This window comes from Synechococcus sp. H55.8, from assembly GCF_047462375.1.
In the GTDB taxonomy this organism is placed as follows: domain Bacteria; phylum Cyanobacteriota; class Cyanobacteriia; order Thermostichales; family Thermostichaceae; genus Thermostichus.
This window is the reverse complement of record NZ_JANSJC010000002.1, coordinates 60,920-85,510: the sequence shown is the minus strand read 5'-3', so window position 1 is coordinate 85,510 and position 24,591 is coordinate 60,920. Positions and strand designations below refer to the sequence as shown.

General features: G+C 61.7%; 20 protein-coding genes and 1 riboswitch. Of the genes, 4 read left to right on the top strand and 16 right to left on the bottom strand.

Annotated elements, in window-relative coordinates; genetic code table 11:
* Window positions 1-149: 149 nt before the first annotated feature.
* From NW862_RS01460 to NW862_RS01410, 11 genes are all read right to left on the bottom strand, one after another.
* Complete coding sequence (locus NW862_RS01460; protein WP_414334723.1) at window positions 150-1,250, bottom strand: phosphotransacetylase family protein; 1,101 nt, start codon at window positions 1,248-1,250, stop codon at window positions 150-152.
* Between the two features lie 65 nt (window positions 1,251-1,315).
* Entirely contained in the window at window positions 1,316-2,689 is a 1,374-nt protein-coding gene (locus NW862_RS01455; protein ID WP_414334722.1) for a TrkH family potassium uptake protein, read from the bottom strand.
* A 95-nt stretch (window positions 2,690-2,784) separates the two neighbouring features.
* Window positions 2,785-3,444 carry a potassium channel family protein gene (locus NW862_RS01450; protein WP_414334721.1) on the bottom strand — a complete coding sequence of 220 codons (660 nt, stop codon included), beginning with the start codon at window positions 3,442-3,444 and terminating at the stop codon, window positions 2,785-2,787.
* Between the two features lie 77 nt (window positions 3,445-3,521).
* The gene (clpX, locus tag NW862_RS01445; protein ID WP_414334720.1) at window positions 3,522-4,874 is read right to left on the bottom strand and encodes an ATP-dependent protease ATP-binding subunit ClpX; all 1,353 of its coding nucleotides are present in this window, start codon (window positions 4,872-4,874) and stop codon (window positions 3,522-3,524) included.
* 550 nt (window positions 4,875-5,424) lie between these two features.
* On the bottom strand, window positions 5,425-7,461 hold the full coding sequence (gene ligA / locus NW862_RS01440; RefSeq protein WP_414334719.1) for an NAD-dependent DNA ligase LigA: 2,037 nt from the start codon (window positions 7,459-7,461) through the stop codon (window positions 5,425-5,427).
* Window positions 7,462-7,492: 31 nt separating this feature from the next.
* Complete coding sequence (locus NW862_RS01435; RefSeq protein WP_414426852.1) at window positions 7,493-9,586, bottom strand: ArsA family ATPase; 2,094 nt, start codon at window positions 9,584-9,586, stop codon at window positions 7,493-7,495.
* A 26-nt stretch (window positions 9,587-9,612) separates the two neighbouring features.
* Complete coding sequence (locus NW862_RS01430) at window positions 9,613-10,290, bottom strand: hypothetical protein (RefSeq protein WP_414334717.1); 678 nt, start codon at window positions 10,288-10,290, stop codon at window positions 9,613-9,615.
* Between the two features lie 3 nt (window positions 10,291-10,293).
* Window positions 10,294-11,163, bottom strand: a complete 870-nt coding sequence (locus NW862_RS01425) for a (2Fe-2S) ferredoxin domain-containing protein (RefSeq protein WP_414334716.1) — start codon at window positions 11,161-11,163, stop codon at window positions 10,294-10,296.
* 9 nt (window positions 11,164-11,172) lie between these two features.
* Complete coding sequence (locus tag NW862_RS01420) at window positions 11,173-11,583, bottom strand: DUF1636 domain-containing protein (RefSeq protein ID WP_414334715.1); 411 nt, start codon at window positions 11,581-11,583, stop codon at window positions 11,173-11,175.
* Between the two features lie 89 nt (window positions 11,584-11,672).
* Window positions 11,673-13,619, bottom strand: coding sequence for a TonB-dependent receptor plug domain-containing protein (locus NW862_RS01415; protein WP_414334714.1), 1,947 nt, complete (start codon window positions 13,617-13,619; stop codon window positions 11,673-11,675).
* A gap of 39 nt (window positions 13,620-13,658) precedes the next feature.
* Window positions 13,659-13,800, bottom strand: a riboswitch (cobalamin riboswitch).
* 91 nt (window positions 13,801-13,891) lie between these two features.
* On the bottom strand, window positions 13,892-15,712 hold the full coding sequence (locus NW862_RS01410; RefSeq protein ID WP_414426851.1) for a DUF1565 domain-containing protein: 1,821 nt from the start codon (window positions 15,710-15,712) through the stop codon (window positions 13,892-13,894).
* A 162-nt stretch (window positions 15,713-15,874) separates the two neighbouring features.
* Between NW862_RS01410 and NW862_RS01405 the strand changes: the two genes are divergently transcribed.
* The 3 genes from NW862_RS01405 (at window position 15,875) to ald (ending at window position 19,666) form a co-directional block, all read left to right on the top strand.
* Entirely contained in the window at window positions 15,875-17,080 is a 1,206-nt protein-coding gene (locus tag NW862_RS01405; protein ID WP_414349318.1) for a pentapeptide repeat-containing protein, read from the top strand.
* A 184-nt stretch (window positions 17,081-17,264) separates the two neighbouring features.
* Window positions 17,265-18,401 carry an LptF/LptG family permease gene (locus tag NW862_RS01400; RefSeq protein ID WP_414334378.1) on the top strand — a complete coding sequence of 379 codons (1,137 nt, stop codon included), beginning with the start codon at window positions 17,265-17,267 and terminating at the stop codon, window positions 18,399-18,401.
* Window positions 18,402-18,577: 176 nt separating this feature from the next.
* Window positions 18,578-19,666, top strand: coding sequence for an alanine dehydrogenase (ald, locus tag NW862_RS01395; RefSeq protein WP_414349317.1), 1,089 nt, complete (start codon window positions 18,578-18,580; stop codon window positions 19,664-19,666).
* Window positions 19,667-19,699: 33 nt separating this feature from the next.
* Here the strand turns inward: ald and NW862_RS01390 are convergent, their stop codons facing one another.
* From NW862_RS01390 to rpsN, 4 genes are all read right to left on the bottom strand, one after another.
* On the bottom strand, window positions 19,700-20,473 hold the full coding sequence (locus tag NW862_RS01390; RefSeq protein ID WP_414338052.1) for an ABC transporter permease: 774 nt from the start codon (window positions 20,471-20,473) through the stop codon (window positions 19,700-19,702).
* 56 nt (window positions 20,474-20,529) lie between these two features.
* The gene (locus tag NW862_RS01385) at window positions 20,530-21,390 is read right to left on the bottom strand and encodes an ABC transporter ATP-binding protein (protein WP_414334383.1); all 861 of its coding nucleotides are present in this window, start codon (window positions 21,388-21,390) and stop codon (window positions 20,530-20,532) included.
* Between the two features lie 99 nt (window positions 21,391-21,489).
* Window positions 21,490-22,122, bottom strand: coding sequence for a ribonuclease D (locus NW862_RS01380; protein WP_414334385.1), 633 nt, complete (start codon window positions 22,120-22,122; stop codon window positions 21,490-21,492).
* 59 nt (window positions 22,123-22,181) lie between these two features.
* Complete coding sequence (rpsN, locus tag NW862_RS01375; protein WP_414334387.1) at window positions 22,182-22,487, bottom strand: 30S ribosomal protein S14; 306 nt, start codon at window positions 22,485-22,487, stop codon at window positions 22,182-22,184.
* Between the two features lie 183 nt (window positions 22,488-22,670).
* On the opposite strand from rpsN, the gene NW862_RS01370 reads away from it, so the two are divergent.
* Window positions 22,671-22,994: a hypothetical protein gene (locus NW862_RS01370; RefSeq protein ID WP_414334389.1), complete on the top strand. Its 324-nt coding sequence runs from the start codon at window positions 22,671-22,673 to the stop codon at window positions 22,992-22,994.
* Here NW862_RS01370 and NW862_RS01365 read toward each other — a convergent pair.
* Window positions 22,991-24,511, bottom strand: coding sequence for a YcjF family protein (locus NW862_RS01365; RefSeq protein ID WP_414426850.1), 1,521 nt, complete (start codon window positions 24,509-24,511; stop codon window positions 22,991-22,993). The genes NW862_RS01370 and NW862_RS01365 overlap by 4 nt on opposite strands.
* Window positions 24,512-24,591: the final 80 nt, after the last annotated feature.

Here is a 24,591-nt window from a genome sequence, read left to right as displayed (position 1 = left end):
AGAAATCATTGCAGATGCTGGAAAGCATCAGACACTAGAAGCCAGCGCACCAGAACAGAGCTTATTTTCATCTTGATCAGGTATAGTGCTTAGTTTTGGAAAAATATCTAATTAAGCACTAGGGGTAGAGAGGTCTGATAATGATTTTTTTAGGTGCCCGCCGCTGACACTAGGGGTTGTGTCAAGCCCAAATGAGCATAGAGGCGAGAAAAGTCAAAATTTGCTGACATTAGCTCCTGGATGCAGCGGACTTTCACCTCCTCATGGAGGCGAATTTGGCCAAAAACCCGTTCGATGCGGTTAATGGTGGTGAAAGTGTCCAGATCCACCGAGAGGATCGGCACTTCCAGCTCTTCTGCTCGAGATTGAATGCGGGGATCCAGAGGCAGCTTGCCGGTCAAGATCAGGCAGAGGGTGGAAGTTTCCAGGGCGGCCAGTTGAATATCGGTGCGGTCTCCGCCGGTGATCACCGCCTTGTGCTCCAGCTTGCGGAAGTACTTCAAGGCCGAGTTGACGTTCATCGCCCCCACGGCGATGTTTTCTACCATCAAATCCAGGCGATCTGGGCAGCAGAGCACCTCGGCCTCCAGTTGCCGCGCCAGCTCGCCGACGCTGATGCTGCGCAAAATGCGGTGGGAGGGCAAAATGCCCAAAACCGGGATCCCTTTCGCCTCCAGGAAGGGTCGAACGGTGGTCTTGGTGGGCTCCATCTGGTCGGGCGGCACATCGTTGAGCAGCACGCCGGCCAAATGGGATCCCAGTTGGCGGTGGGCAAAGAGAAGAGAATCGACCGCCAAAGGGGAGTGGTAGCGGTTGATCAGCAGTACCTGAGCATCCAGGGCTTGGGCCATTTTGGCCAAGGAGAGGCCAAACAACTCTCCCTCGTAGAGATCGGCGGGGCCCTCTAGCAGGATCAAATCCGCAGCGGATCCCTCGGCAAACTCCAGCAGAGGGGCAACGGAGCAGGCGGGGGCCAGCTTCTCCAGCGACTGCTGGATGTGAGCCAGCAACGCCTCTTCGTTGAGCTGGAGAAGCATGGGAGGCATCTGAGTCAGCCGCAGCGTCTCCGCTACAAAGCGCATATCCGGATCCATCCCTTCCGGGGAGCCATCCTCTCTAGCCCACGATCCAATCGGCTTGCTGTAGGTAACTTGCACCCCCTGCCGCTGCAAATGCTTGGCCAAACCCAAGATGGCTGCCGACTTGCCGCTGAAGGGCTCAGTAGAACCGATGAGAAGGAACTTGGACACGGATGGCTCCTGGCAACGCGAGAGACAGAGAACTCCGATACCCAGTCTAACGAAGACTGCCTTAGCTAACCGATTAGGATCGACTCTTCAGGGTAGGTCACCAACGGGCGGGGCTGCTGTTGGGCCAAAGCCAAGACGATGGTCAGTGCCCCCAAGCGGCCCCAGAACATCACCAAAACGATGATCAGTTGGCCAAACAAGTTCAGCTCCCCGGTAAACCCCGTCGAGAGACCGCAGGTGGCAAAAGCGGAGATCACTTCAAACAACACCGGATCCAGCCTGCTGTTGCCGTGGGAAATCAAGATCAGCCAGGCCGCCAACAGCACCACAAACAGAGAAACCGTCAGCACCGCCGCCGCCTTGCGCACCATCGAGGGATCCAAACTGCGCCCGGCAATCTGGGCGCTGGGCAGGCCGCGGGCATAGCCCCACAGGGCCAGCACCAACACCGCCAAGGTTCCGGTGGTGATGCCACCCCCCATAGAAGCCGGAGCTGCCCCGATAAACATGAGAGCCATCAGCAACAACCGACTTGCCGGGGTCAAATCCTCAATGGGGATCCCGGCGAACCCGGCGGTACGAGCCGAAACCGATTGAAAAAACGTCAGGCCCAAGCGGCGGGGCCAGTTCAGCTCCCGCAGGGATCCCTCGGGCAAACTCTCGGCCAAGAACATCCCCAAGCCGCCTGTGCAGAGCAAGACCACTACCACAACTAGAGTGATGCGGGTGTGCAGAGAGGGACGGTGGCCCCGCGGCCAAGTTAACAAATCCGACAAAACCGGGATGCCCAAGCCGCCGATAAAAATCAGAGCGCCCAAGATCGCCAGCGACAGGCCATCCGTAGGGATCCCCTCCTGCCCAAATAGGTCGAACCCCGCATTACAGAAAGCTGACACGGCGTGAAAAATGGCCAGAAAAACCGCCCGACCTGGCCCGTAGAGATCCCGCCAATGCACCCAGAGCAGCAGGGCCCCTCCCAGCTCGATCAGGGTGACCCCGATCAACACCCGCCGCGTCAATTCCAGAATGGCCCCCGGATCGATCAGGCCCAGCGAATTGCACAGCGCCAAGCGGTTGAGCAGGGAGATGCGCCGCCCGATCAGTTGGAACACCACCACCGCCAAAACCATGAAGCCCACCCCGCCAATTTGGATCAACAGCAGCAAGACGATCTGGCCAAGCAGAGTGAGATCCTCCGCCGCCACAATCGTCGAGAGCCCCGTTACGCTCAGGGCGGACATGGCCGTGAATAGCGCCTCATTCCAGCTCAAGGGATCTCCGCGCCCGATCCCCGGCAGCATCAGCAGCAAAGTTCCCACCACCGCCAGCAGGCCCAACCCTGCGACCAGGCGCAGAGGCGGCGGCAGCGGGCGACGCCTGTCCCCAAAAACGAGCCGATGCAAGCGGTTGGCCGGGATCCAAGAGGACTGAGGCAGCATCAGGCGAGGGCTTCCCGCAGCTCGGGCAGACCCCCAGCCCCCAGCCCCCTCGGGTTGCGACGGCGGGACACAACCCTCTCTCATCGGATCCCCCCTTACATCTCGTTCAGCCGCGAGATATTGGTATTGGCCCCCAGCACCACCAGCAGATCTCCCTTCTCCAACAGGTAGTCTGCTGGCGGTGAGACCACCAACGATTGTTTTCGCTTCACCACCAAGACCGTGATGCCAAAGCGGCGACGCAAGTCTGACTCCGCCAGCGTATGGCCCACCAACGCCTCCGGCACCTCCAGCTCGGTAATGCCGTAGCCCGGCTCCAGCTCCAATTGATCCAGGATCCCTGGTGCCGTCAACACCTGAGCCAGACGCCGGCCCGCCTCCTGCTCCGGCAACACCACCCGATCGGCGCCCACCCGCAAGAGAATCGAGCGCTGCCGCTCCGTCGAAGCCTTGCAAACCACGTTGCGCACCCCTAAGCTCTTGAGGGCCACCGTCGTCAGCAAATTGCTCTCGAAATCGCTGCCGATGGCCACCACCACCGTGTCGAAGGAGAGAATATCCACCGCTCGCAGCGCATCCTCATCGCTGGAATCCAGAGCCACCACCTGCGTCAGTTGATCCGCCAGACGCTGCACGATCTCCCGGCTGCGGTCGATCCCCAAAACATTGTGCCCCCGCTCCATCAGCGTGAGGGCCAAACTCGTGCCGAAGCGTCCCAGACCGATCACCGCATACTCGCGATCCGCTCGCCCCATGCGCCCCCTTGCCCTTTACTTCAAAACCAAACACCAATCATAGGCTGACGCAGCAGGGATCGGGCAGGGCTGAGATCCTAGGCAGACTCAGGCTTGGGCAGGGTGGAAGGGTGAGGGATCAGCTCGTGCGTGGAACGGCGCTCCACCATCTCGGCGGTGATGCGGATGTACTTTAGGTCACGGCGGGAGGGCGCCTCGTACATTACATCCAGCATTAGCTCCTCCACAATGGCCCGCAACGCCCGCGCCCCCGTTTTGCGACGGTAGGCTTCCTTGGCAATGGCAGAAATGGCAGCCGGCTCGAACTCCAGCTCCACCCCGTCCATGCGCAACAGCTTTTGCGCCTGTTTGAGAATGGCATTCTTAGGCTGCGTCAAGATGGCCTCCAGCGCCTTCTCATCCAGCGGATCCAAAGTGGCCACCACCGGAATTCGTCCCGTGAATTCGGGGATCATGCCGTACTTGATCAAATCCTCCGGCTCCAAAGCCTTGAGGGCGTTGGCCATGCGCTGCTCACGGGTAACTGCTAGCTGCTCCCCTGGCTTGATAAAGCCCATCGACTTTTTGCCGATGCGCTGCTCGATTACCTTCTCTAGGCCGACAAAAGCGCCCCCGCAGATAAAGAGGATATTCGAAGTATCGATTTGAATGCAGTCTTGGTAGGGGTGCTTGCGTCCGCCTTGGGGGGGCACGTTGGCGATGGTGCCTTCCAGCATCTTCAGCAAAGCCTGCTGCACCCCTTCGCCGGAAACGTCGCGGGTAATGGAGGGGTTTTCGCTCTTGCGGGCAATTTTGTCGATTTCGTCGATGTAGATGATGCCGCGCTGGGCTGCTTCCACATCCATGTCCGCCACCTGCAGCAGGCGCAACAGGATGTTTTCCACATCTTCGCCGACGTAGCCGGCTTCGGTGAGGGTGGTGGCATCGGCAACAGCAAAGGGCACATCCAACATGCGGGCCAGGGTTTCGGCCAGCAGGGTTTTGCCGGAGCCGGTGGGGCCGATGATCAAGATGTTGGACTTTTGCAGCTCCACCTCATCCAGCTCCGCAGCTCCGAGGCTGCTGGGGTTGGCCTTGGCCGCTAGGCGCTTGTAGTGGTTGTACACCGCCACCGACAAGACCTTCTTGGCCTTCTCTTGGCCGATCACATATTGGTCAAGATAACGCATGATCTCGCGCGGCTTAGGCAACTGCGCCAGAGAAGGCAGGCTGCGAAAAGATTTCTTGGTGGTTTCGCGACGACTGGGGGCAGGGGCAGTGGCAGCAGTAGCAGGAGGGTTGCCGTCGTAGAGCTCCTCATCCAAAATTTCGTTGCAGAGCTCCACACACTCGTCACAAATGTAGACCCCCGGCCCTGCAATCAACTTACGCACTTGATCCTGGGACTTATTGCAGAAGGAGCACCTTAAGTGGGAGTCATATTTGGCCATGGGATCCTCGTTGCTGCTTGTTCTTGGCTATCCTATCCGGCAAAAGCCAGAGGAAGACTGGACATTCAAACAAATCAAAGCGTGGGGCAAATCGGCTATGAGAGTGTAGGAATGCCGAGGCGGGTGGAACTCACTGGTCTATCAGTCTAGCATCTCCGCTGGGCTTGTTCCCAGGCGAAGTGCTCAGAGATTCTTGTGAGATAACTGTGACCCCCCTAGACAGGTCTACAGAAAAACCGCCCGACTGAACGCCGAGCGGCAGATGGTGTGAGGAGTGAACGGAAACATGCGTCTCCGCTGATCCCATCATAGTAGAACTTACCCGGCCCTGGCAAAGATGGCTATCGAAGGCCAAGGGATCTTTCAGTTAAGTTGGATGCTTTCGGGGGGGTGTGACGGCCTTTGTTGGCAACCAAAAAGGGGAAGGAACTGTCCGTGTTTCGTTCGCTTCCCCCCTATTGGCGTCCACTCCTCACTAGAGTTGAATCATAAATCATCCCTGCCGTTAGAACAACCCACTTTCCCCAAGTTTTCTGGGGATCTACCCCTGTCAAGGCTGCGGATCACCGGATTCCAGGGCCAACAGCTCCGCTTCGCTCAGCAGGGGGATCCCCAATTCTTGCGCCTGCTTGAGCTTGGAGCCGGGATCCGACCCCACCACCACATAGTCGGTTTGGCGGCTGACGCTGGCGGTCACTTTGCCGCCGCGGCTCTCAATCCAAGCCTTGGCCTGCTGGCGGGAGAGGGTGGGCAAGGTGCCAGTGATTACAAACTTCTTCCCGGCCAGCACCTGGGAAACAGCAGGGGCCTTCTGCTGGGGCAGGGCAGGGATCCCCAGCTCCCCCAGCTCCTGCAACAACTTCTGGTGGGCGGGATCGGCAAACCAGGCCACCACCGCCTCGGCAATTTCCGCCCCTATCCCGTAGATCTGGGCGATGTCTTCAGCCCTGGCCTGGGCTAAGAGTTCTGGGGCGGGGAAATGCTGGGCCAAAGTCTGGGCGGTCACCACCCCCACATGGGGGATCCCCAATCCATATAGCACCCGCTCCCAGGGCTGTTGGCGGGAGCGCTGAATGGCCTGCACCAGCTTCTGGCTGGAACGGGATCCCATCCCTGCCAAACTCTCCAACTGTTCCGGGGCGAGGCGGTAGAGGTCGGCCACGGTGCGCACCCCCAGCTTTTCCACCAACTGGGCTACCCGCTTTTCCCCTAAGCCCTCGATATCCAAAGCGTCGCGGCTGGCCCAGTGCTGCAGTTCCCCCCTGATCTTGGCCGGGCAGTCTGGGTTGGGGCAGCGGGTTATCGCCTCGCCGGCAGGGCGAACCAGGGGGGTGTGGCATTCGGGGCAGTGGCTGGGCAGGCGGTAGGGAACAGCGTCGGGGGGGCGCAACTCTTTGAGGATCCCCACCACCTCGGGGATGATCTCCCCGGCTTTGCGCACGATGGCCGTGTCGCCGATGTGCACATCCAGCTCCTCGAGGCGATCGGCATTGTGCAGGCTGGCGCGGCTGACGGTGGTGCCGGCCAGAAGCACGGGCTCCAGCTCTGCCACCGGGGTGACGGCGCCGGTACGTCCTACGCTGGCAAAAATGGCGCGGATGCGGGTGGGAACTTCTTGGGCAGGGTATTTGAGGGCAATGGCCCAGCGGGGAAATTTTTGTGTAAAGCCGGCCTCCTCTTGCAGCCGCAAGGAGTTGAGCTTCACCACCACGCCGTCGCAGGCGTAGGGGAGCTGGGCACCCCGCCACCGCTCGTAAAATTGGATCACCTCCTGCAAGCCCCGGCACACCTGGGACAGAGGATTGACGGGCAATCCCAGCTCCTTGAGCCGCTGCAGGCACTGCCACTGGGTTTGCGGGGGATCCCCGCTCGGCCAGCCTTCTGGCCAGTGGAGGGCATAGGCAAAAAAGCTGAGCTTGCGGGCGGCGACAACGCGGCTATCCAATTGGCGCAGGGTGCCGGCGGCGCAGTTGCGCGGGTTGGCAAAGGGGGGATCCCCAGCGGAGCGGCGCTCTTGGTTGATGCGCTCGAACTCAGCCAGGGCCAGATAGACTTCCCCCCGCACCTCCAAAACGGGAGGCGGATCTGCCGTCGCCAGCCGCAGGGGAATGGAACGAATGGCGCGCACGTTGGGGGTGATGTCCTCTCCGGCCTGACCGTCCCCCCGGGTAGCGCCCCGCTCCAAAAGACCATCGAGGTAGGTCAGGGCCAAGGCGGCGCCATCGATCTTCAGCTCACAGACGTATTCCAGCTCCTCCTCTGTCTCGCTGTCGCGGCCCAAAACTCGCAGCAGGCGCTCTTGCCACTCCTCTAGCTCTTCTGGGTTGAAAGCATTTTCCAAGCTGTGGAGGGGGATGCGGTGGAAGACAGTAGGAAAATGCTCTGCAGGTTTTTCTCCCACCCGCTGGGTAGGGCTGTCGGGGGTGACCAGTTCGGGGTAAGCCCGCTCCAGCTCTTGCAGCTCCCGGTAGAGGCGGTCGTAAACGCTGTCTTCCAGGATGGGGGCATCGTGGACGTAGTAGGCGATGCTGGCCTTCTGCAGCAGGGCGCGCAGCTCGCGGGCGCGCTCTTCCAGTCTGGGATCCATACCGTTTGGGTGAGCAAGATCTACCCCCAGGTTAGGGCTCCTGGGGAGCAAATAAGTAGGAGCCGATATTCTCCAAGCTGGGAGGATGCACGAAGGGGATGATCAAGATGGCCTGTTGGGAGAATCGCCGGGGGAGCTGGGCCAGAAGGGCTTGGTGGCGGCGGCGGAGGGCCTCTCCCAAGGGGGTGGAGTCCTCTAGCCAAACCCGATTGAGAACGGCGTAGGGATGGGGGATCCCCAGGGCATCCAACTCCGCCAAAAGACGCTCGGTTTCGGCCAGAACTGCCTGTTCGGGGTTGAAGACGGGGACAAAGCTAACAAACTGGGGATCCCGCAGCCGCCGCTGGAGCTGGCGCACCTGGGCCAAGAGATCCCGCAGCCGCTGCGCCCATTCCGGCCTGCCCACCACGTCGCGGTACTTTAGCCACAGCTTCAGGGCCAGGCTCACCCAGCCTTCTAGGGCCTGCGGCATCTGCAAAAAGCGCAGGAGATGGCCGGTGGGGGCGGTATCCACCACCACCAGGTTGAACTGGCCGCTGGCTTCTTGTTCCAGCACCGTCAGCAGGGCCATCACCTCGTCTAGACCGGGAGGGGGCATCTGCAAAAGCTGCCGCCAAGCCTGGGGGTCGTACTGGACTTCCACCCCTGCCGTCCCCTCGCCTGCCAAAATGGCCGCCACCTCCTCCAGGTAGTCTTGGCGGAAGCGCTCCAGCACTGCCGCCGCCTCGATCTCCTGGCCCAGCAGGTTGGGCAAGAGCGGCAGCGGCTCCTGACCCAGCTTCGTCTGAAACAGATCCCCCAGTGAGTGGGCCGGGTCGATGGAGACCAGTAAGAGCCGCTGGTCGGGATGGCGCTGGGCCAGGTTCCAGGCTAGGGCCCCGGCCACCGTGGTCTTGCCCACCCCACCCTTGCCCCCCACCAGCACAAGGCGGATCCCTTGGGCCAAAAAATCTGGAAGGCCCAAAGCCTGGCTCTGCCCAGAAGCAATCCCAAGGACTTCGTCCCGCTGCGGCGAAGGGGAGAGTTCCCCCGGGGCGGGGATCCCTGCCAACTGCGGCAGCACCTTTGGCAAGGGGCGAAGCTGTTGCACCAGCTTGTCCAGGGCCGTCGGCCCAATCGGCTCCTCCAGTTGATAGGGACAAACCCAGATGGGATAGCCAGGCAGCTCCTCTTGAAGCGTTTTTAGCCAGCGCCACTGCTCCTGCTGGCGGGCCAGGTAGAGAGGCGAGGGGCGGCTGGGGGTTGCTTCCGCTTTTTCCCCTGCGGCCGCCACCGTCCCTAGCAGCACCTGGTTGACCAGAAGACCCCCCACAGGCACACGGCGGCTTTGCAGTTGTTGACAGAAGCGGCGGGTCTCCGCCACGCTCAACGGCTCCGGGATCAGCACCAGCCAAGCAGAGGTGCTCTCCGGGTCGGTGAGGCGGGCTTTGCCTCCCTCCAGCTCACTTTGTAGCCGGGTCAAAAAGGCATCGGCCTCATCCGGTCGATAGGTGCCCGTCAGGGATTGGACAACCTCGCGGTGCTTGGCCTGGAAGGTGGCAAACACCGCCAGCAGATTATCCAAAAAGTCGGGCAACTCCAACAGCCGCAGGGTGTGGCCGGTGGGGGCCGTGTCCAGGATGACTGTGTCCACCTCTTGGCCTGCCAGCAGGCGGTTGACCTCGAGGATGGCCATCAGCTCGTCCACCCCCGGCCAGTCCAGATCCCAAAGGGGCAACAGATCCTCTCGCCCCAGCCAACTGCCCCGCTCGGCAATGAGCTCCAGAGCAGGGCCGTAGGTCTGCTTGAAAGACTGCAGCAGCACCTCGGCCTGGAGAGCCCGCACCTGCAAGTTGGGCCATTCGCGCAAGCGGTGCGGAGCACTTTCCGGCAGGGGTTGGGGGGTGTCGGCCACCGGGATCCCCAGCACATCCCCCAGGGAGTGGGCCGGATCGGTGGACAGCAACAGCAGACGGCGCTCTGGTTGCCTCTGGGCTAGGTGACGGGCCAGGGCACAGGCCAGGGTGGTCTTGCCCACACCCCCCTTGCCGCTCAACAGCAGCAAGCGGCAGGAAGCCGATCGCGTCAGCGGGACGTAGTCCACGAGCCGGTCAAAAGGGGAGTTGTCGAGCTGAGCGGGCTGCAAAGGGATCCCTCGCGCGCAGGTCACCCCTATTCTGGCCTGGATCTCCCTTGGGGATACCCCAGCCCGCTGAGGTGGGCTCTCGCCAACTCCAGTCGGCGGCGTCCTCTGTCCCAGGCCAGCAGCGCGTGGATCCCAAGCCAAAAGCCCGTCCACAGCCAGTTGTGCAACCAGATCTTGCCCAAGATGGGCAGGGTCAGGCCCTCTGTTCCGCCCAGCACCAGGCCGGCTGCCAAGATCAGCCCTTCAAAAGCAAGGAACCCTAGGATCAGCATGACCAGGATCCAAAGGTAATTGCGCAGCCATTGCCGAGGTTGGACAGGGTGGGGCTGGAAAAAGAGCGGGCGATAGCTGGCCAGCCACGCCACCCCCACCGTGCCGATCCCCAAGACCAACCCCCAAGCCAAAGAATCAGGGGTACGGGGATAGTTGTGCCAGGTGTAGCCAAAGATTTGGTTGGCCAGCCAAATCATCGAAGCGCTGACGATTGCCCTTTGGCGAGTTAACGTGGTGCCCGTGACGATGCCAACAGTTACAAAAGGCAGTGTACAGGTATAGGCAATGTTGCTAAGGCAGCCGATGGTGGTCAATAGGCTGGGCCAAAATCGACCTTGGGCTAGATCGCGGGTGGCTTGGATCCAAATGACCTCCGGGATCCCGCGGCGGGTTTTGGGGATGGACTGGACAAGAGCTTGTAGGCTGACCATAGGCTAATCCCCAGGAAAGAGGTGAGCTTTTAAGGGACACTTGTTCAGCAGGTGCTCCTGGACAATTTGCCGCGCTACTGGGGGTGTGACTTGCTTGTACCAGGTGCGGTCACCAGAGTAGAAAACCACCGGCCCTTGTTGGCAGACTTCTAGGCATCCTGAGGTGATAACCGGAACATCCAGATTGGCCTCGCGCAGGGCCGATTGCAAAGCTTCCACCACCGGCTGATAGTGGCGAGAAGGATAGCAGCGGCTGGAACGGCAAACCGCCAAATAGGGCCGCTTGAGAGGGTTATCTGCGTAAGGGATCCGCTCTTTTCCCTCGACGTAAATGGCTCGCAGGCGTTCATAAAGGGAAAGCTGCTGATAGTCGGCTTTGCCTTCGGGCAGGTAGTCTTCTCCTGGCCCCAAAAAGGGACTGGGCAAAAAGATCTGCAGCAGCGATTCCTCTGCCCCGTTCCAAAACTGGATCCCCCATTGGCGAGGCTGGCCCTGCGGATTGAGGCGGCGATAGAGGGCGGCGCGGCCGACCAATCTTTTGCGGCGCAGCTCAGGAGGAGTTCTGCGGTAGGGGCCGCCCTGGTGTTCCTCCAAACACAGATGCAAATGCCAAGTTTCCGTGGCCACGGTCAAGTAGCCGTCGTAGAGCACACAGAGAGTAGGGGGATCCTTGAAGGCCGCTTCCAGGACGCCACCCTCCACCACCTGGCCCACTTGGATCTCGGCCCAGCGCTCCTGAAAGAGCTCATAGAGCAGCGGCCCAAGACAGTCGATGTGAGCCGGGATCCCTTCGTAAACGGTTGTCCAGCCGATGGGGGAAACCTCTTGCCAAGTTTGGTTTAGGGGTGTGACCCAGGGATTGAAAACAGCCATAGGTTGCTCCTATTGGATTGGCGGAATGCGGGCAATCACCCCCTTTTTGATGGGGCGCTCTGCCCAGGGCAGGATCCCATCGGGCTTTGTCAAATACAGCTCCGCCGTTTGCAAGATTGGCTCCACGTCTTTTGGATCGAGATCGCCAAAGACATAGGTCATCTTTCGGGGGGCTGCCAGCGCAACCACACAAGCGTGGCTGCAGCCGCTCATACAGGCAACTGGCTTCAGTTGCAGTTGGGGATTGAGCCTTTGGGATTGCAAGGCAGCTAGGAGCATTTCTCCCTTGCTGATCCCTTCTTTTTGGCCGTTGACCCAGCGAGATCCACAGGTGGTGCAAACCCAAAGGCAATGTTTAGACTCAGCTTGAGCCAAAGTTGTCGATGGAGAAATAGAGGGAAAGTTGGTCGCGCTCACCATAGAGTTGTATCCAAACTCCACTGCAAAGCAGACAATTCCACTAGGGCAGCTTGTTCTAGATAGTTAGCCAAAAACAGCCCGAGAGGATGCTAAAATTGCCCCCGCAAGCTCACCCTCAGCGTGCGGCCAACGCCGGGATAGCCGGGGAAAACTTCATACTGCTCATCCAGCAGGTTGTCGATCCCCAACTCTAGGCTCAGGGCCTCAGTCAACGGGATCCCTCCCCGCAAAGCCACGGTGGTATAGCCTGGCAGGGATTCCGTATTGGAGTTGTTGGTAAAAAAGCTCCCAATGTGATGGACCAAGATCGAGCCGTACCCGCCCTGCTCATAGCGATAGGTTAGGCCTAGGTTGAAGCTATCGGCTCCCACAAAGGCTAGCTGTTTGCCAACTGTGGCCGGGTTAAGTGCAGCGCGGATGATGGGATCATTGAGGGTGTAGTTGGCAAAAAGCGTCCAGTTTTCCCCCAAACGCAAATCCAAAGCCGCTTCCAGGCCGGTGTATTCGACCAGCCCAATATTCTCATAGGTTCCCTGGCGCGGCCCCAGGCTGACAAAGGTGATGCCATCGCGGATGCGGTTGTGGGCAAACGTTAGCCGCAGCAGGCCAAAATCTCCCAGGCTCTGATCCAAGCCAACGTCAAAGCTCTCCCCTCGCTCTGGGCGGAGATTGGGGTTGCCATCCACTTCAAAAAAGCCTCGCAGCCGAAAGAATAATTCCGAGATCAAGGGGGTGCGAAAGCTGCTGGCGTAGTTGGCTCTCAAGGTGGTGCCTTCCGCCACTGTCCAGCGGATCCCCACAGCCGGCGAGGTGGCCGAGCCATTGGCCAAACTGCTGAAGTCCTGGCGCATGCCCAGATCAAGGTGGAAGTTGGGATCCGGGCTGTAATCCAGGCGGGCAAACAGGGCGCCCTGGTTAACCGTATCGTCGTAGTTGATATTGGCAGAACCGTTGGCAAAGGAAAAAGTTGTATTGCGAGCTGAGATGGAGCGATAATCTACCCCCAAAGCTCCCTCTAGGTTTTCGCCGGCTTGCCAAGCATACTGCAGCTGGGATCCCCAGCCATTGCGCAGGATGACGTCGCGGGATCCCTGGCTTTGCGGAGCACTGAAACGGTAGTTGAGATCGTCAAAAAAGACTCTTGCCTGCAGGGATCCTGTTGCCTGAGTCCACAGCCAACTGAGATCCAGCAGCAGATCGTTGGTGTTTTGCTCTGCATCGGGAGAGGGAAATTCCACACTGCTGGGCACACGAAAGGCTTTATTGAGGTAGAGGGCGTTGGCTGTTAGGACTTGGTCTTTGGCCAGTTGCCAGGTAAGCTTGGCCTGCAAGTTGTGGTACTCCACCGCCGAGTTTTCCCGCTTGCCTGACTTGCCCAGCCGCTCAATTGCAAAGGGAAAGTCGTTGTTACTTTTCAGACGGCGATAGCTGAGCACCCAGCCCAGATCCTGGGCTTGGCCCCGACTTTGGATCCCTTGCTCATTGAGGCCGTAGCTGCCGACCGCCGCTTCCAGCACCGTCTCCGTTTCTGGCTGTGGCTCCACCGTAACGATGTTGATCACGCCGCCAACAGCATCCGAGCCATACAGAGTAGAGCCGCCACCGGGAGAGACTTCAATTCGCTCGACAATATCTGTGGTGAGTTGAGAGAGGTCAAACCCGCCAAAGAAGCCCAGATCGTTGAGGGGGCGGCCGTCCAAGAGCACCAACACCTGCGCCGTTCGCGCCCCTCGCATGAATTGAGAGCTAAGAGCTCCCAACTGAGTTCCCGCTGTGCCATCGCTGAGGATCCCAGGCAGATAGCGCAGGGCTTCTTGCACCGTCCTTGCCCCTTGCTCGCGCATCTGCTGGCGGGTGATGACATAGACTGGGCGCGAAGAGTCCCGCAGCAAGCCAGGGCGGCGAAACGGTGTGGTGACGGGTTGATTGAAAATCTCGGCACTAAGACTGGTGTCCAAGACCGCTTGCGCCCAGGCTGGGATCCCCAAACTCCAGCTCCCCAGCCCAAGGCTGAGACATACAACAATTACTTTCATCCGGTTTCTCCTGCTTCCGTGCGACGCGGAAGAGCTAAGCTGTGAGCCAAAGCCGCAGGCGGGCATCCTGACTGAGGGCCTTAGCCCATCACAGTTGCGGCACAGCGCCGGATTTGCACCGGACTTTCCCCATTGCTTGCCCTGGCTGATCCCCAGAGCAACCTGACGGCACGGCTTTCTCCGCAGTCCTTTTGGAAAAAGCCGTGCTAGGCATCATACATCCCCTGCTGGGGAGTTCCTATCCTGCCGGGGGGGATCCCTGGGCAGTGATATCAACGGAAGATCATCTCCGCCACTGCGTCAAAGCCGGCGTCCAACAGGCGATCCAGGACTGACTGGGCCTGGCTGCGGCTGTCGTAGAGGCCGGCCTGCAGCATCGTCCTGCCGTTGAACACGGTCTCCACCGCTTCGGGGACGAGCTGCCGCAGCCGCTGCAAATCGTCGCTGCCCTTGGGGGTTACCAAGACGCGAAACTGGGTTGCCGCTCGCGTCAGCGGGACGGAGTCCTTGTCGGCAGCCTGAGCAGGAGGAGCTGGGGCCGAGCTTGAGGGTGCAGAGGAGGAGGTAGGAGGGTTTTCTCTGGCTTGGCGGCGGGCCGGCGGCGGCAGCAGGGTGGTGATGTCGGTAAGGGGAGCTGCAGAGGCCTGGCGGACAGGGGCGGCAGGAGCCGGCTCAACCGGCTGGGCAGGCGTGGTAGAGCCATCGGGGGTGAAGGGGACGGCAACAAACTCCTGGGGTTGCGTGCTTGACGGCTGGCTGGGGCCGCTGGGCAAAATACGCCCTCCCGAGCCCGCTGCAGGAGGGGGAAGGGGGGCCGTCGATTGCGGCACCGCCACCACCGGTAGGTTTGTGGAAGTTTCGGCTGGCTTGGCCACCGCCGGCTGGGGATCCCGGCTGGGAGCCGGGGGGGCGCTGGGCAGCGTCAGGCCGCCGGCAGCAATGGGTGGTGGGGCGCTGCTGGGCAGGGCAGCAACCGTGGTTTGGCCCGCTAGATCCAGCTCCCCTTTGGTTTTGCCCGCCAGTTGGTTGCCGTTGGCGTTGAGGCGCAGGCCGCGGGTGGCGTTGTGGATGTCGTACTGGCCGTTGCCCTCAAAAATGTTGTTGCCGGGATCCGAGGCCGTGCCCAGATCGGGCTGGGCGTTGGTGATAGCTGTCAGGCCAGTCTCCAGGTTGCGGGCAATGAGATTGTTGCGCAAGATGGGCCGGGCGCTGCCGCCAACCACAATGCCGGTGCGGTTTTGCAGGATGCGGTTGTTGCGCACCATCGGCGCCGAGCGCTGGTCGATGGTGAGGCCAAAGCCGGTCTCTTGGAAGAGGTTGTTGACAATGGTGGGCTGGGAAGTACCCAAGACGGAGATGCCGTTGGCCCCATTTTTGTAGAAGCGGTTGCCCTCTATCCAGGGGTTGGAAGCGCCGGCAAGGAAGATCCCGTCGTGGATGCTGCCCACAAAGCTGTTGTTGAGAATGCGGGGGGAAGCCGATTCTATCCAGAGGGCATAGCCGCGCCGCCCCTGGTTGCGCAGGGTAACTCCGCGCACCTCTGAGCCGGTCTCGGCCAGCAGAGCAACATTTTGCCGGGCCAGGGTCGGGCTCATGTAGGTGCCGCCGCCATCGATCAGGTAGCCCTCCCCTAGGTTGGACTCGTCCCCGCGCAAGATAAGGCCAGCCTTGAGGCGGATGGGGAAGACTTCGCCGCTTTCTGCGCTGTAGATCCCCGGCAGCAGCTGGATGATGCTGCCCGCTGGCGCCCGTCCAATGGCATGGGTGATGGTCTTGAAGGGGTTGTTGCGGGATCCATCCCCTTGGGTATCGCTGCCGTTGGCGGCATCGACAAAAATGGCCGGGCGGTCGTCCGGCAGCGGTGGCGCCTGGGGCAGGGCCTGCTTCTCCAAAAGGCCAGTGTCCAGGGAAGTTTGCGCCCAACTGGGATCCCTTCCTGCCGCCAGCAGTAAGCTGGTGCTCAACAGCAGAGAGGCGGCCAGTCGTGCCAGGGTTGGGGAACCATGACGCTGCAACCACAAGTCAGGCAGGACTGCTGTAAATTGGTGTTCGCCGGATTTCTGCAGACGGATAAACGATAAGGAAGCGATCATAGGAGTCATCCTCACACCAGGCTGGGCCAGAGAAGGAAGGAGGGTCGAGGCTATCCTACCAAACCCGAGAGGCGGGATCCTGCCCTCTTCCCCAACTCCAAATACGGACTGACGCAGGCTTTTTTTGTAGATCCAACGCTACCCCTAGAGTATACCCTTGCCATGACCGAAGAAGCCCTTGCCCGCGAAGGCTCCTCCCAAGAGTTGCCGCTGGCTTCCCTCTCGTCTGGGCGCCCCCTGCTTAATCTGCTGCTGTTGGGGATCCCGGCGGGGCTGCTGGCGCTGGCGGGGTTGACGGGGCAGCCGGCCCTGGGCTGGGGGGCGGTGCTGGCTTGGCTGGGCTTGGCCGGCTGGTGGGGGCAGCCGCTCTGGGTGCAGATTGGGCGCGATCTCTGGCAGTGGCTAACCACGTGGCCCAGCCTGGGATGGGCGGCAGCAGCCCTCGGCTTGGCCGTGGCAGGAGCAGTGGTCTGGAGTGGGGTTCTCTCAACCCTGCGATCCCTGAGCTGGGAGGCGATTGGGGCTTTGGGGGAGGTGTTCGGCGCTACCGGGCAGATCTTCATCGCTCTCCTGGCCGCCTATATTGCCTGGCGGCAGTACGTTATCTCCCGCGACCTCACCATCCAGCAGAACACCATCACCCAGCAGCAGACCATCGACGCCTACTTCGAGGGCATCTCCAACCTGGTTCTCTCCCCTGATGGGCAGTTGGACGACTGGCCCCTGGAGCGGGCCATCGCTGCCGGGCGCACGGCGGCGCTCCTCAACGGCGTGGATCGCTTCGGCAAAGCCAAGATCCTGCGCTTCCTCTCCACCGCCAACTTGCTCAGCCCCCTGCGCCGCGACGAACACCTGGGCCGGCCCATTTTGGACGGCAAAGGCGGCTACCAGCGGGATCGCCTCAACGGGATCCGCGTGGTTAACCTGGGCACCATGCTGGAAGGGGCCGACCTGCATGGCACCCTGTTGCGGGGGGTGGACTTCAGCGAGGCCAGCCTGGAAAGAGCCAACCTGCAGGATTGCGACCTCAGCCACACCAACCTCTGCGGGGCCAACCTGCGCAATGCCGACCTGCGCGGGGCCGATCTCTACCGCGCTTTGCTGTTTGTGGGATCCCTGCAGACCGCTTCCCCGGCCCAGCCAGGACAAAAGCCCGATTTCAAAACGGGAGCCTATGCCGGCGCCATCGTGGCCGGCGCGGACTTCCGCCGGGTGCGTCGCCTTTCCCCCGAACAAAGAGCCTACCTGGCCACCTGGGGGGCCAAACTGGATCCCGACCCTTCGCCCCCCAATTCCCGCTTGGATCCCGGCGGCAAAAGCGAGCCCTTACCCCCTCCCGCCGAACCGCCAGCCTCCCTACGGCCCTGATCCAGAGCCAATGGCCAGCTCCCCTCTCCCTCTGGGAGAGGGGCCGGGGGTGAGGGAATGCTCCCTCTGGGAGAGGGGCCGGGGGTGAGGGAATGCTCCCTCTGGGAGAGGGATCGGGGGTGAGGGCCTGCCAGCGAACCGTTCACGCTAGCTTGAAATAGCCCTAATCCCTCAACTTTTGCCCATGGCCCGCTTGTTCACCAAGTTCTGGCTGCTGGAGCGCTACCTCTTTGGACAGATGCTCACCCCCCTTTTGGCCGGTATAGCTGGGGGAACCCTGCTGCTTTTGGCGGGCCGGCTCTTTACCCTGGCCGAGCGGCTGGTCGAGGGATCCGTACCGCCCCTGACGGTGTTGCGGCTCTTGATGTTGGATCTGCCGGAGATGGTGGTGCTGGGCATGCCCATCGCTGCTTTTTTTGCCACCATGCTCACCTTGGGCAAGCTGAGCGGCAACAGCGAGATTACCGCCATGCGGGCAGCCGGGATCCCGTTTACGCGCATCTTTCGTCCCCTGTTGCTGGTGGGGCTGCTCATGAGCCTGAGCGCTTTTTTGATCAGCAACGTGCTCTTGCCGGCCAGCAAACGGGAAATCCGCCGCATTGACCAGCAGGCGCTCCTGGCCCAAGCTACAAGCCCGGTGCAATACGACGTCTTTTTCAAGACCGCTCGCGTTGGCGGGACGGAGTCCTTAGACAACCTCTGGTTTTTCATCCGCCAGGTGGATCCGCGGCTAAATACCATGCAGGATGTCACCATCTTGCAGGTGGATCCCTTGCCGGGGGGCAAGTACCAGTTGGCGGAAGTGACGCTGGCGGCCCAGGCGGTGTGGAATGGCCTGGACTGGACCCTCAGCGAAGGAGTGACCCACCGCTACGGCCCCGATGGTCTCAGCCTGGCCGAAGAGCCCTTCGACCGCAAGCCGCTGGCGGTCTCCCAAGATCTGGCCGCCCTGTTGCAGCCGCCAGTTCCCCCCAACGAGCTCAGCCTACCGGAGCTGGCGGAGCGCATCTCCCGCCTGGCCCGCTCCAACCTCAATACCCAGCCCTTGCGCACCGAGTTCCACATGCGCTTTTCCCTGCCCCTGGCCAGCTTTTTTGCCGTGCTGATTTCCCTTCCCCTGGGATCCAGCACCGCTCGCCGTGTGGGCCGCTATGGCGGCGTCGTCTTCGGGATCCTGTTGGTGTTTGCCTACTACGTGGTGCTGAGCGTATCTCGCAGCCTGGGAGAAGCAGGAGCCCTTCCTCCCTGGGCAGCAGCCTGGAGCTTCAACCTCCTCTTCGGCAGCCTCGGCCTGCTGCTCTTGGCCCGCTTCCTGCGCTAGGGATCCCTTCCGGGCGGAGCAACCCCCAACCTAGCCAGGGATCCACCGGATCCCTTCAACACAGTTTCCGTCCCCTTGCGGGGAAAAGGTAGGGATTTTGGCCGGTCTGCGCAGGCCAGGGATCCCATCCCAGCGCCGGTCTGTCTAGACTGGAGAACAGCCCTGTGGGGATCCCTATGCGCATTGGCGTGCCCAAAGAGATCAAAGAGCAGGAGTTTCGCGTCGGCCTGACGCCGGCGGCGGTGCGGGCCTTGACTGAGCAGGGGCACCAGGTGTGGGTGGAGACCCAAGCCGGCCAGGGGGCGGGCTTTAGCGACGAAGACTACCAAAAAGCGGGGGCCAAGCTGGCCGCCACGCCGGAGGAGATCTACCGGCAGCAGTTGGTGGTGAAGGTCAAAGAGCCCCTGCCCGCCGAGTATCCCTTGCTCCATCCGGATCTCATCCTGTTTACCTACTTGCACCTGGCGGCCAGCCGCGAGCTGACCCAGGCCCTGCTGCGTTCGGGGGCCACCTGCCTGGCCTACGAGACGGTGGAGCTGCCCGACGGATCCCTGCCCCTCTTGATGCCCATGAGCATGATTGCCGGGCGGCTGTCGGTGCAATTTGGCGCCCACCACCTCACCCGTCAGCAGGGGGGGCGAGGCGTGTTGCTGGGCGGGATCCCAGGGGTGCCGCCGGGGCGGGTGGTGATCCTGGGCGGGGGCACGGTGGGTACGGAGGCGGCCAAGATGGCCGTCGGGCTGGGGGCGCGGGTGCAGATTCTGGACATCAACCTGCAGCGCCTCAACGAGCTGGAGCTGATCTTCGGGTCGCGGGTGGAGCTGCTCTACAGCACCGCCCAGAGCATCGAGGAGTGCGTCCGCGAGGCCGACCTGGTGGTGGGAGCAGTGTTGGTGCCGGGCAGCCGCGCCCCGGTTTTGGTGAAGGAAGAGCTGGTGGCCCAGATGCGGCCCCGCTCTTTGATCGTGGATGTGGCCGTGGATCAGGGGGGGTGCATCGCCACCACCAAGGTCACCACCCATGCCCAGCCGGTTTACGAAGCCCACGGAGTCTTGCACTACGGGGTTCCCAACATGCCGGGGGCCGTCCCCTGGACTTCGACCCAGGCGCTGGTCAACGCCACCCTCCCCTACGTCCTCAAGTTGGCCAACCTTGGCTTGAGCGCCGCCCTGGAGCAGGATCCGGGCCTGGCCAAGGGGCTCAACATCCGGGGCGGAAAGCTCATCCACCCGGCGGTGCGGGCCACCTTTCCCGACTTGAGCTAGCTTGGGCCAGCTTTCCCGTCGGGATCCCTCCCGCTACTGCCGCCAGGCCAAGAGGTAGCGCTCCAGAGCGGCGAAAAAAGAGTAGAGCAGAACACCCATGAGGCCGAGGGCAACCAAGCCGGCAAAGGCCAAGGGCACATCAAAAGAAGAGCTGGCGGACACAATCAGGTAGCCCAGCCCGCGGTTAGAGGCCACCGTCTCCGCGATCACCGCGCCGACAAAGGCCAGCGAAATGGCCACCTTCAGCGAGGCAAACAGATAGGGCAAGCTGTGGGGAAGCCCCACCTTGAGGAAGATTTCCCAACCGCTGGCCCCCAGGGAGCGCAGCACATCGCGCATTTCTGGCTCCACCGTCTCCAGGCCCACCGCCACATTCACGGCAATGGGGAAAAAGGCCAGCAAAAAAGCTGTAATCACCGCCGGGATCATGCCCAGGCCAAACCAAATCGCCAGCAGCGGCACCAGGGCCACCTTGGGGATGGTATTAAACCCCACCAGCAGTGGGTACAGACACAGATGGGCCAGGCGGGAGCTGCCGATAAGGGATCCCAGCAAGATCCCGCCCACCAAAGCCAGCCCAAAAGCCAGCAGGGTTGAGCTGAGGGTAAACAGCGAGTGCCCCAGGATCACCTCGTCCCACTCCTGCATCGACTGCCAGATCGCGCTGGGCGCAGGCAAAACAAAGCGGGGAACCTGCAACAGCCGCACCCCTGCCTCCCAAAGGCCAAGGGTCAGCAGCAGGGTGACCACCGGCAGGAGCAGCGAGGCCGCTTTCGTCTGGAGAAATCGGTCAAAGGAGTTTTTCATCAGGGTTGCGCGGCGATCTATCGAGAAAACTTTGGTTAGCTGCTGCGCCGTTCGCGTCAGCGGGACGGAGTCCTTATGTGCTTGCGCACTTCCGCAACCAAGTGGTGAAACTCGTCCGTCAGGCAGATCTCCAACGGGCGCGGGCGGGGCAGATCCACCTTGAGGGTAAAGACAATCTCGCTAGGCCGCGACCCCATGACATAAATGGTATCGGAGAGGAAAACCGCCTCCCGCAGATCGTGAGTGATGAGAATAGTCGTGCAGCCGGTGCGCAGCCACAGCCGCTGCAACATCTCCCACATCTCCTCGCGGGTGAAGGCATCCAGGGCGGCAAAGGGCTCATCCAGCAACAACAGCTCCGGCTGGTGGATCAAAGCTCGACAGAGGGCAACCCGCTGCCGCATCCCCCCGGAAAGCTGCCAAGGATAGGCTTTTTGGAAACCATCCAAGCCCACGGCGGCCAACAGCTCCAGCGCCGACTTTTTGTGCTGAGCCAGGTTTTGCCGGAAGGTGCGCTTGTAGGGCTCTACCACTTCCAGAGGCAGCAACACGTTCTGTAAGGTAGTGCGCCAGGGCAGCAGCACCGGATTTTGGAAGGCCATGCCCACCCTCTTGAGGGGGCCGGTGACGGGCTGCAACCGAAAGTAAAGGGTGCCGCCGTGGTTGGTGTTGAGGCCGGCTATCATCTTCAACAGAGACGTCTTGCCGCAGCCGCTCGGCCCCACAATCGAGACAAACTCCGAGTGGGCCACCGAAAAGCTGAGGTCGCGGATGATCGTGACCGGGGATCCCTTGCCGGGGTACTGCAGGGAGACGTGGCGCAGCTCCAGGATAGGCTTGTCCAAGAGCCCAAGAGAGACACTGCTCTGGGCCACCTGCTGCGACTCCAACATCGACTCAACTCCGGTGGTTTTCACGGCCAGCCTCCTTCCCATTACACCAGAGAGGAGAGCAACCAACTGTATTGCCCAATACTCTGCCGGCCAGCGGCGAGGCCGGTTCTTCGGGGCTGTCGCCTACTGGTGCTCGAAGACGTTGCTATATCCCAGCAGATCCAGCTCCACCAAGGTGGGCAGGTGTTGAAAACAGCGCTGCGCCAGCTCCCAGCGCTCCTCCCGCTGCAACATCTGGGCCAACTTGTGGCGCACCGGGATCAAATAGCGGACATCGTTGGCCGCATAGTCCAACTGCTCCGGCGAGAGGGACTGGACAGCTCCCCAGTCGGAGCTTTGGGCGGCTTTGTTTAGCTCCACCCCGCACAGCTCGCTCACCACGTCCTTCAGGCTGTGCTTACTGGTGTAGGTGCGGGCCAGCTTGCTGGCTACCTTGGTGCAAAAGACTGGCCAGGCCTGGATCCCCAGGTGGTAGCGCAGCATGGCCAAGTCAAAACGGGCGTAGTGGAAGATCTTTTCGATGTTGGGATCCGTCAGCAGCCGCGCCAAACGGGGGGCCTGCTTCACGCCGCGGCTGAGCCGCAGCAGCACCACCTCGCCGGCAGCGTTAGCTATTTGCACGACGCAGAGCCTGTCCCGCTGCGGGATCAAGCCCATCGTTTCGGTATCCACGGCCAACTGGGATTCGCCGGCCAATGCCTCCACAACCTCTAGAGCGAGATCTTCATCACAAAGCTGAAAAGGCTGCAGGCCCACGCCGGCTCCCTCAAAAGAATGGTTTGGCTGTAGAACCAAGCAACGGCGGCTTAGGCAAACTACCAGCTCGACTTGACCACGCCCGGCAGCAGGCCGCGGTGGGCCATTTCCCGCAAGCTGTTGCGGCAGAGCCCGAAATCCCGGAAATAGCCGCGGGGACGCCCGGTTTTCCAGCAGCGGTTGCGCAGGCGGGTGGGCGAGCTGGCCCGAGGGAGTTTTTGCAGTTGAGCATGCAGCTCCATGCGGGTGACCTGGTCGATGTTGGGATCGGCCATGGCCGCCTTTAGTTGTTGGCGCTTCTCCCGATATTTTTCGACCAAGCGCTGGCGCTTTTTCTCCCGCTCGATCATGCTCTTTTTAGCCACGGCTCACCTGTTTCTCCCAATTTTTCAGCTTATCTAGAATAGCGAGAAGCCCTCCCCTCAGGCAAGGGGATCCCAGAGCCGGCCATCCTCGCCGCTCCCCTTGCTTGGGCTCCGTAGGATCCCTGAGGCCAGCCTCTTGGCTTGGGGGCAATCTCTTTCTGTAGGCAAGGTTGGTGGTGGGTGATGACCCTTTCCAAAGTGATCTCGTTTGTCGCCGCCAAGTTCAAGGTTTCCCCAGAGCAGATCGAGGCCACCCGCGTGATCCTCCACAAGCCCCCGGCTTTGTTGGCGGTGCTCAAGTCGGCTCCGCCGCTGCCCAAAGAGGTTTTGCAGGATCCCAGCTTGGCCTATATCTATCCGGCCACTTTTATTCAGTGGTCGAAGTGCATGCATGGCCTGGCGGAATGGGATGATGTGCCCGCCCTGAGCTACGCCGACTATGTGGCGCAGATGGAGCTGACCTTCCTGCCGACGGATATTGCTGTCGAGGCCGCCAACAGGGACTAGCGCAGGCGAAAAACCCGTTCTGAGGCCTGGCGGACAAACTCCTTGAGCCAGCCCGCTTTTTGGGTGCTCTCCACCTGGGCCCTGACCACCGCCTGCATCCCCCCTTCCCCCCAGCTTTGGTTGCGCTGGAAATACTCGATGAAGCTTTTGCCGGCAATGCGGGTGAGATAGCCGGCGCTGGCCGCCTGGATGGGGGCTGTCGCCAAAAAACCGACCACGCTCACCTCAGCCACCGTAGCCAGGAGCCCGGTGGTCAGTTGGATCGCCCCTTCCACCAGCCCCAGGCCGGCCAGGGTCTTGGCCAGGGACAGGGCCAGTTCCCGCCCCTGCTGCAGGTTCATCTGGCAGCCGTAGAGGGATCCCAGCTCCACCACCATCTGGGCGTTGATGGCGGCAATGGCCAGCAGATCCAGCGCCGGGATGGGGTTGACAAACACGACGCCGGTCACGATCCACTGAAAGCGATCGATCACCTCCTCCGCCTGGCGGCGCAACTGCGCCTGGATGATCCGCTTGGCCTCTTCCCCCAACTGCTGCGATTGCAGCAGGGCATTGTCCAAGGCCAGGGATCCCCCTTCGGCGTAGAGCACCGCCTGGACGCGATCCCGCACCGCCGCCACCTCGGGCTCCGGTTGCCAGGTTTGGGATCCCAGCCGCACGGGGGCCGGGTCAGCAGCAGCCAGCAGCACATCTTCCGGTTGGATCAGGGGGTAAACCCGTTCCCGCAGGCGCTGCAAGAGGAGCTGCCGTTCTTCCGAGGTGTAACGGTCGATTTTGTTGAGCACCAGCAGAGCCCGCTTGCCCAGGGCGATCAACCGGCGCAAGGGATCCACCTCCGACTGGCGCAGATCCCCATCCACCACCACCAACAGCAGCTCGGCGGCCTGGGCCTGCGCCTGCGCCTCCTCTTCCCGCATCGCCCCTGCCGGCCCGATCTCCAAAATGCCCGGGCAGTCCACGATCTGCACCGGGTGGGGGATCCCGGGCAAGTCCCAATCGTAAACCGCCACCGTCTGCGTGGTGCCCAGCGTTGCCCCCACCGCCCCCACCCGCCGCCCCAGCAGCGCGTTCACCAGCGAGGTTTTGCCCGCCGATCCGGTGCCGAAGACCACCACCTGCAGTTGGGGCCGGGCCAACTGTTGGGCCAGCCGAGCCGACCGCTCCGCCAGCGCTGCCCGCGCCACCTGATCCTGGATCTGCGCCATCTGAGCTTCTAGGTGCGCCAGGTTGCGCCGGGCTGCCTCCCACTTCTCGGCAGGGGTCTCCGGGGGGGCCGGCCTGGGAAGCCTCTCGGTTTTAGGGGCGGGGCGGAACAGAAACAAGTAGTAGATGGAAGCGGCCAAAAACACCAGCAGCAGCAACACCAGCACCCCGATCAACAGCCCCCCCAAAATCGGGTGGTAGCGGGTGGCGTAGTACAGATCCAAAAACGATTGGATCAGCCAGACAATCAAGCCCGTGAATGAGGCCAGCAGCGCCAACAGCAGCAGCAAGCGCAGATAGGGAACCGATCGCATAGGGATCCAGGGCCACAACCGTTCGCGTCAGCGGAACGGAGTCCTTTTGACTCTAGCCGTGGCTGATCCTGTCCGGCTAC

Coding starts and splice junctions, on each gene's coding strand:
- NW862_RS01455 (WP_414334722.1), bottom strand. CDS start 2,689: ATGCTGCCTCAGTCCTCTTGGATCCCGGCCAACCGCTTGCATCGGCTC.
- NW862_RS01450 (WP_414334721.1), bottom strand. CDS start 3,444: ATGGGGCGAGCGGATCGCGAGTATGCGGTGATCGGTCTGGGACGCTTC.
- clpX (WP_414334720.1), bottom strand. CDS start 4,874: ATGGCCAAATATGACTCCCACTTAAGGTGCTCCTTCTGCAATAAGTCC.
- ligA (WP_414334719.1), bottom strand. CDS start 7,461: ATGGATCCCAGACTGGAAGAGCGCGCCCGCGAGCTGCGCGCCCTGCTG.
- NW862_RS01430 (WP_414334717.1), bottom strand. CDS start 10,290: ATGGTCAGCCTACAAGCTCTTGTCCAGTCCATCCCCAAAACCCGCCGC.
- NW862_RS01425 (WP_414334716.1), bottom strand. CDS start 11,163: ATGGCTGTTTTCAATCCCTGGGTCACACCCCTAAACCAAACTTGGCAA.
- NW862_RS01420 (WP_414334715.1), bottom strand. CDS start 11,583: ATGGTGAGCGCGACCAACTTTCCCTCTATTTCTCCATCGACAACTTTG.
- NW862_RS01415 (WP_414334714.1), bottom strand. CDS start 13,619: ATGAAAGTAATTGTTGTATGTCTCAGCCTTGGGCTGGGGAGCTGGAGT.
- NW862_RS01410 (WP_414426851.1), bottom strand. CDS start 15,712: ATGATCGCTTCCTTATCGTTTATCCGTCTGCAGAAATCCGGCGAACAC.
- NW862_RS01405 (WP_414349318.1), top strand. CDS start 15,875: ATGACCGAAGAAGCCCTTGCCCGCGAAGGCTCCTCCCAAGAGTTGCCG.
- NW862_RS01400 (WP_414334378.1), top strand. CDS start 17,265: ATGGCCCGCTTGTTCACCAAGTTCTGGCTGCTGGAGCGCTACCTCTTT.
- ald (WP_414349317.1), top strand. CDS start 18,578: ATGCGCATTGGCGTGCCCAAAGAGATCAAAGAGCAGGAGTTTCGCGTC.
- NW862_RS01390 (WP_414338052.1), bottom strand. CDS start 20,473: ATGAAAAACTCCTTTGACCGATTTCTCCAGACGAAAGCGGCCTCGCTG.
- NW862_RS01370 (WP_414334389.1), top strand. CDS start 22,671: ATGACCCTTTCCAAAGTGATCTCGTTTGTCGCCGCCAAGTTCAAGGTT.
- NW862_RS01365 (WP_414426850.1), bottom strand. CDS start 24,511: ATGCGATCGGTTCCCTATCTGCGCTTGCTGCTGCTGTTGGCGCTGCTG.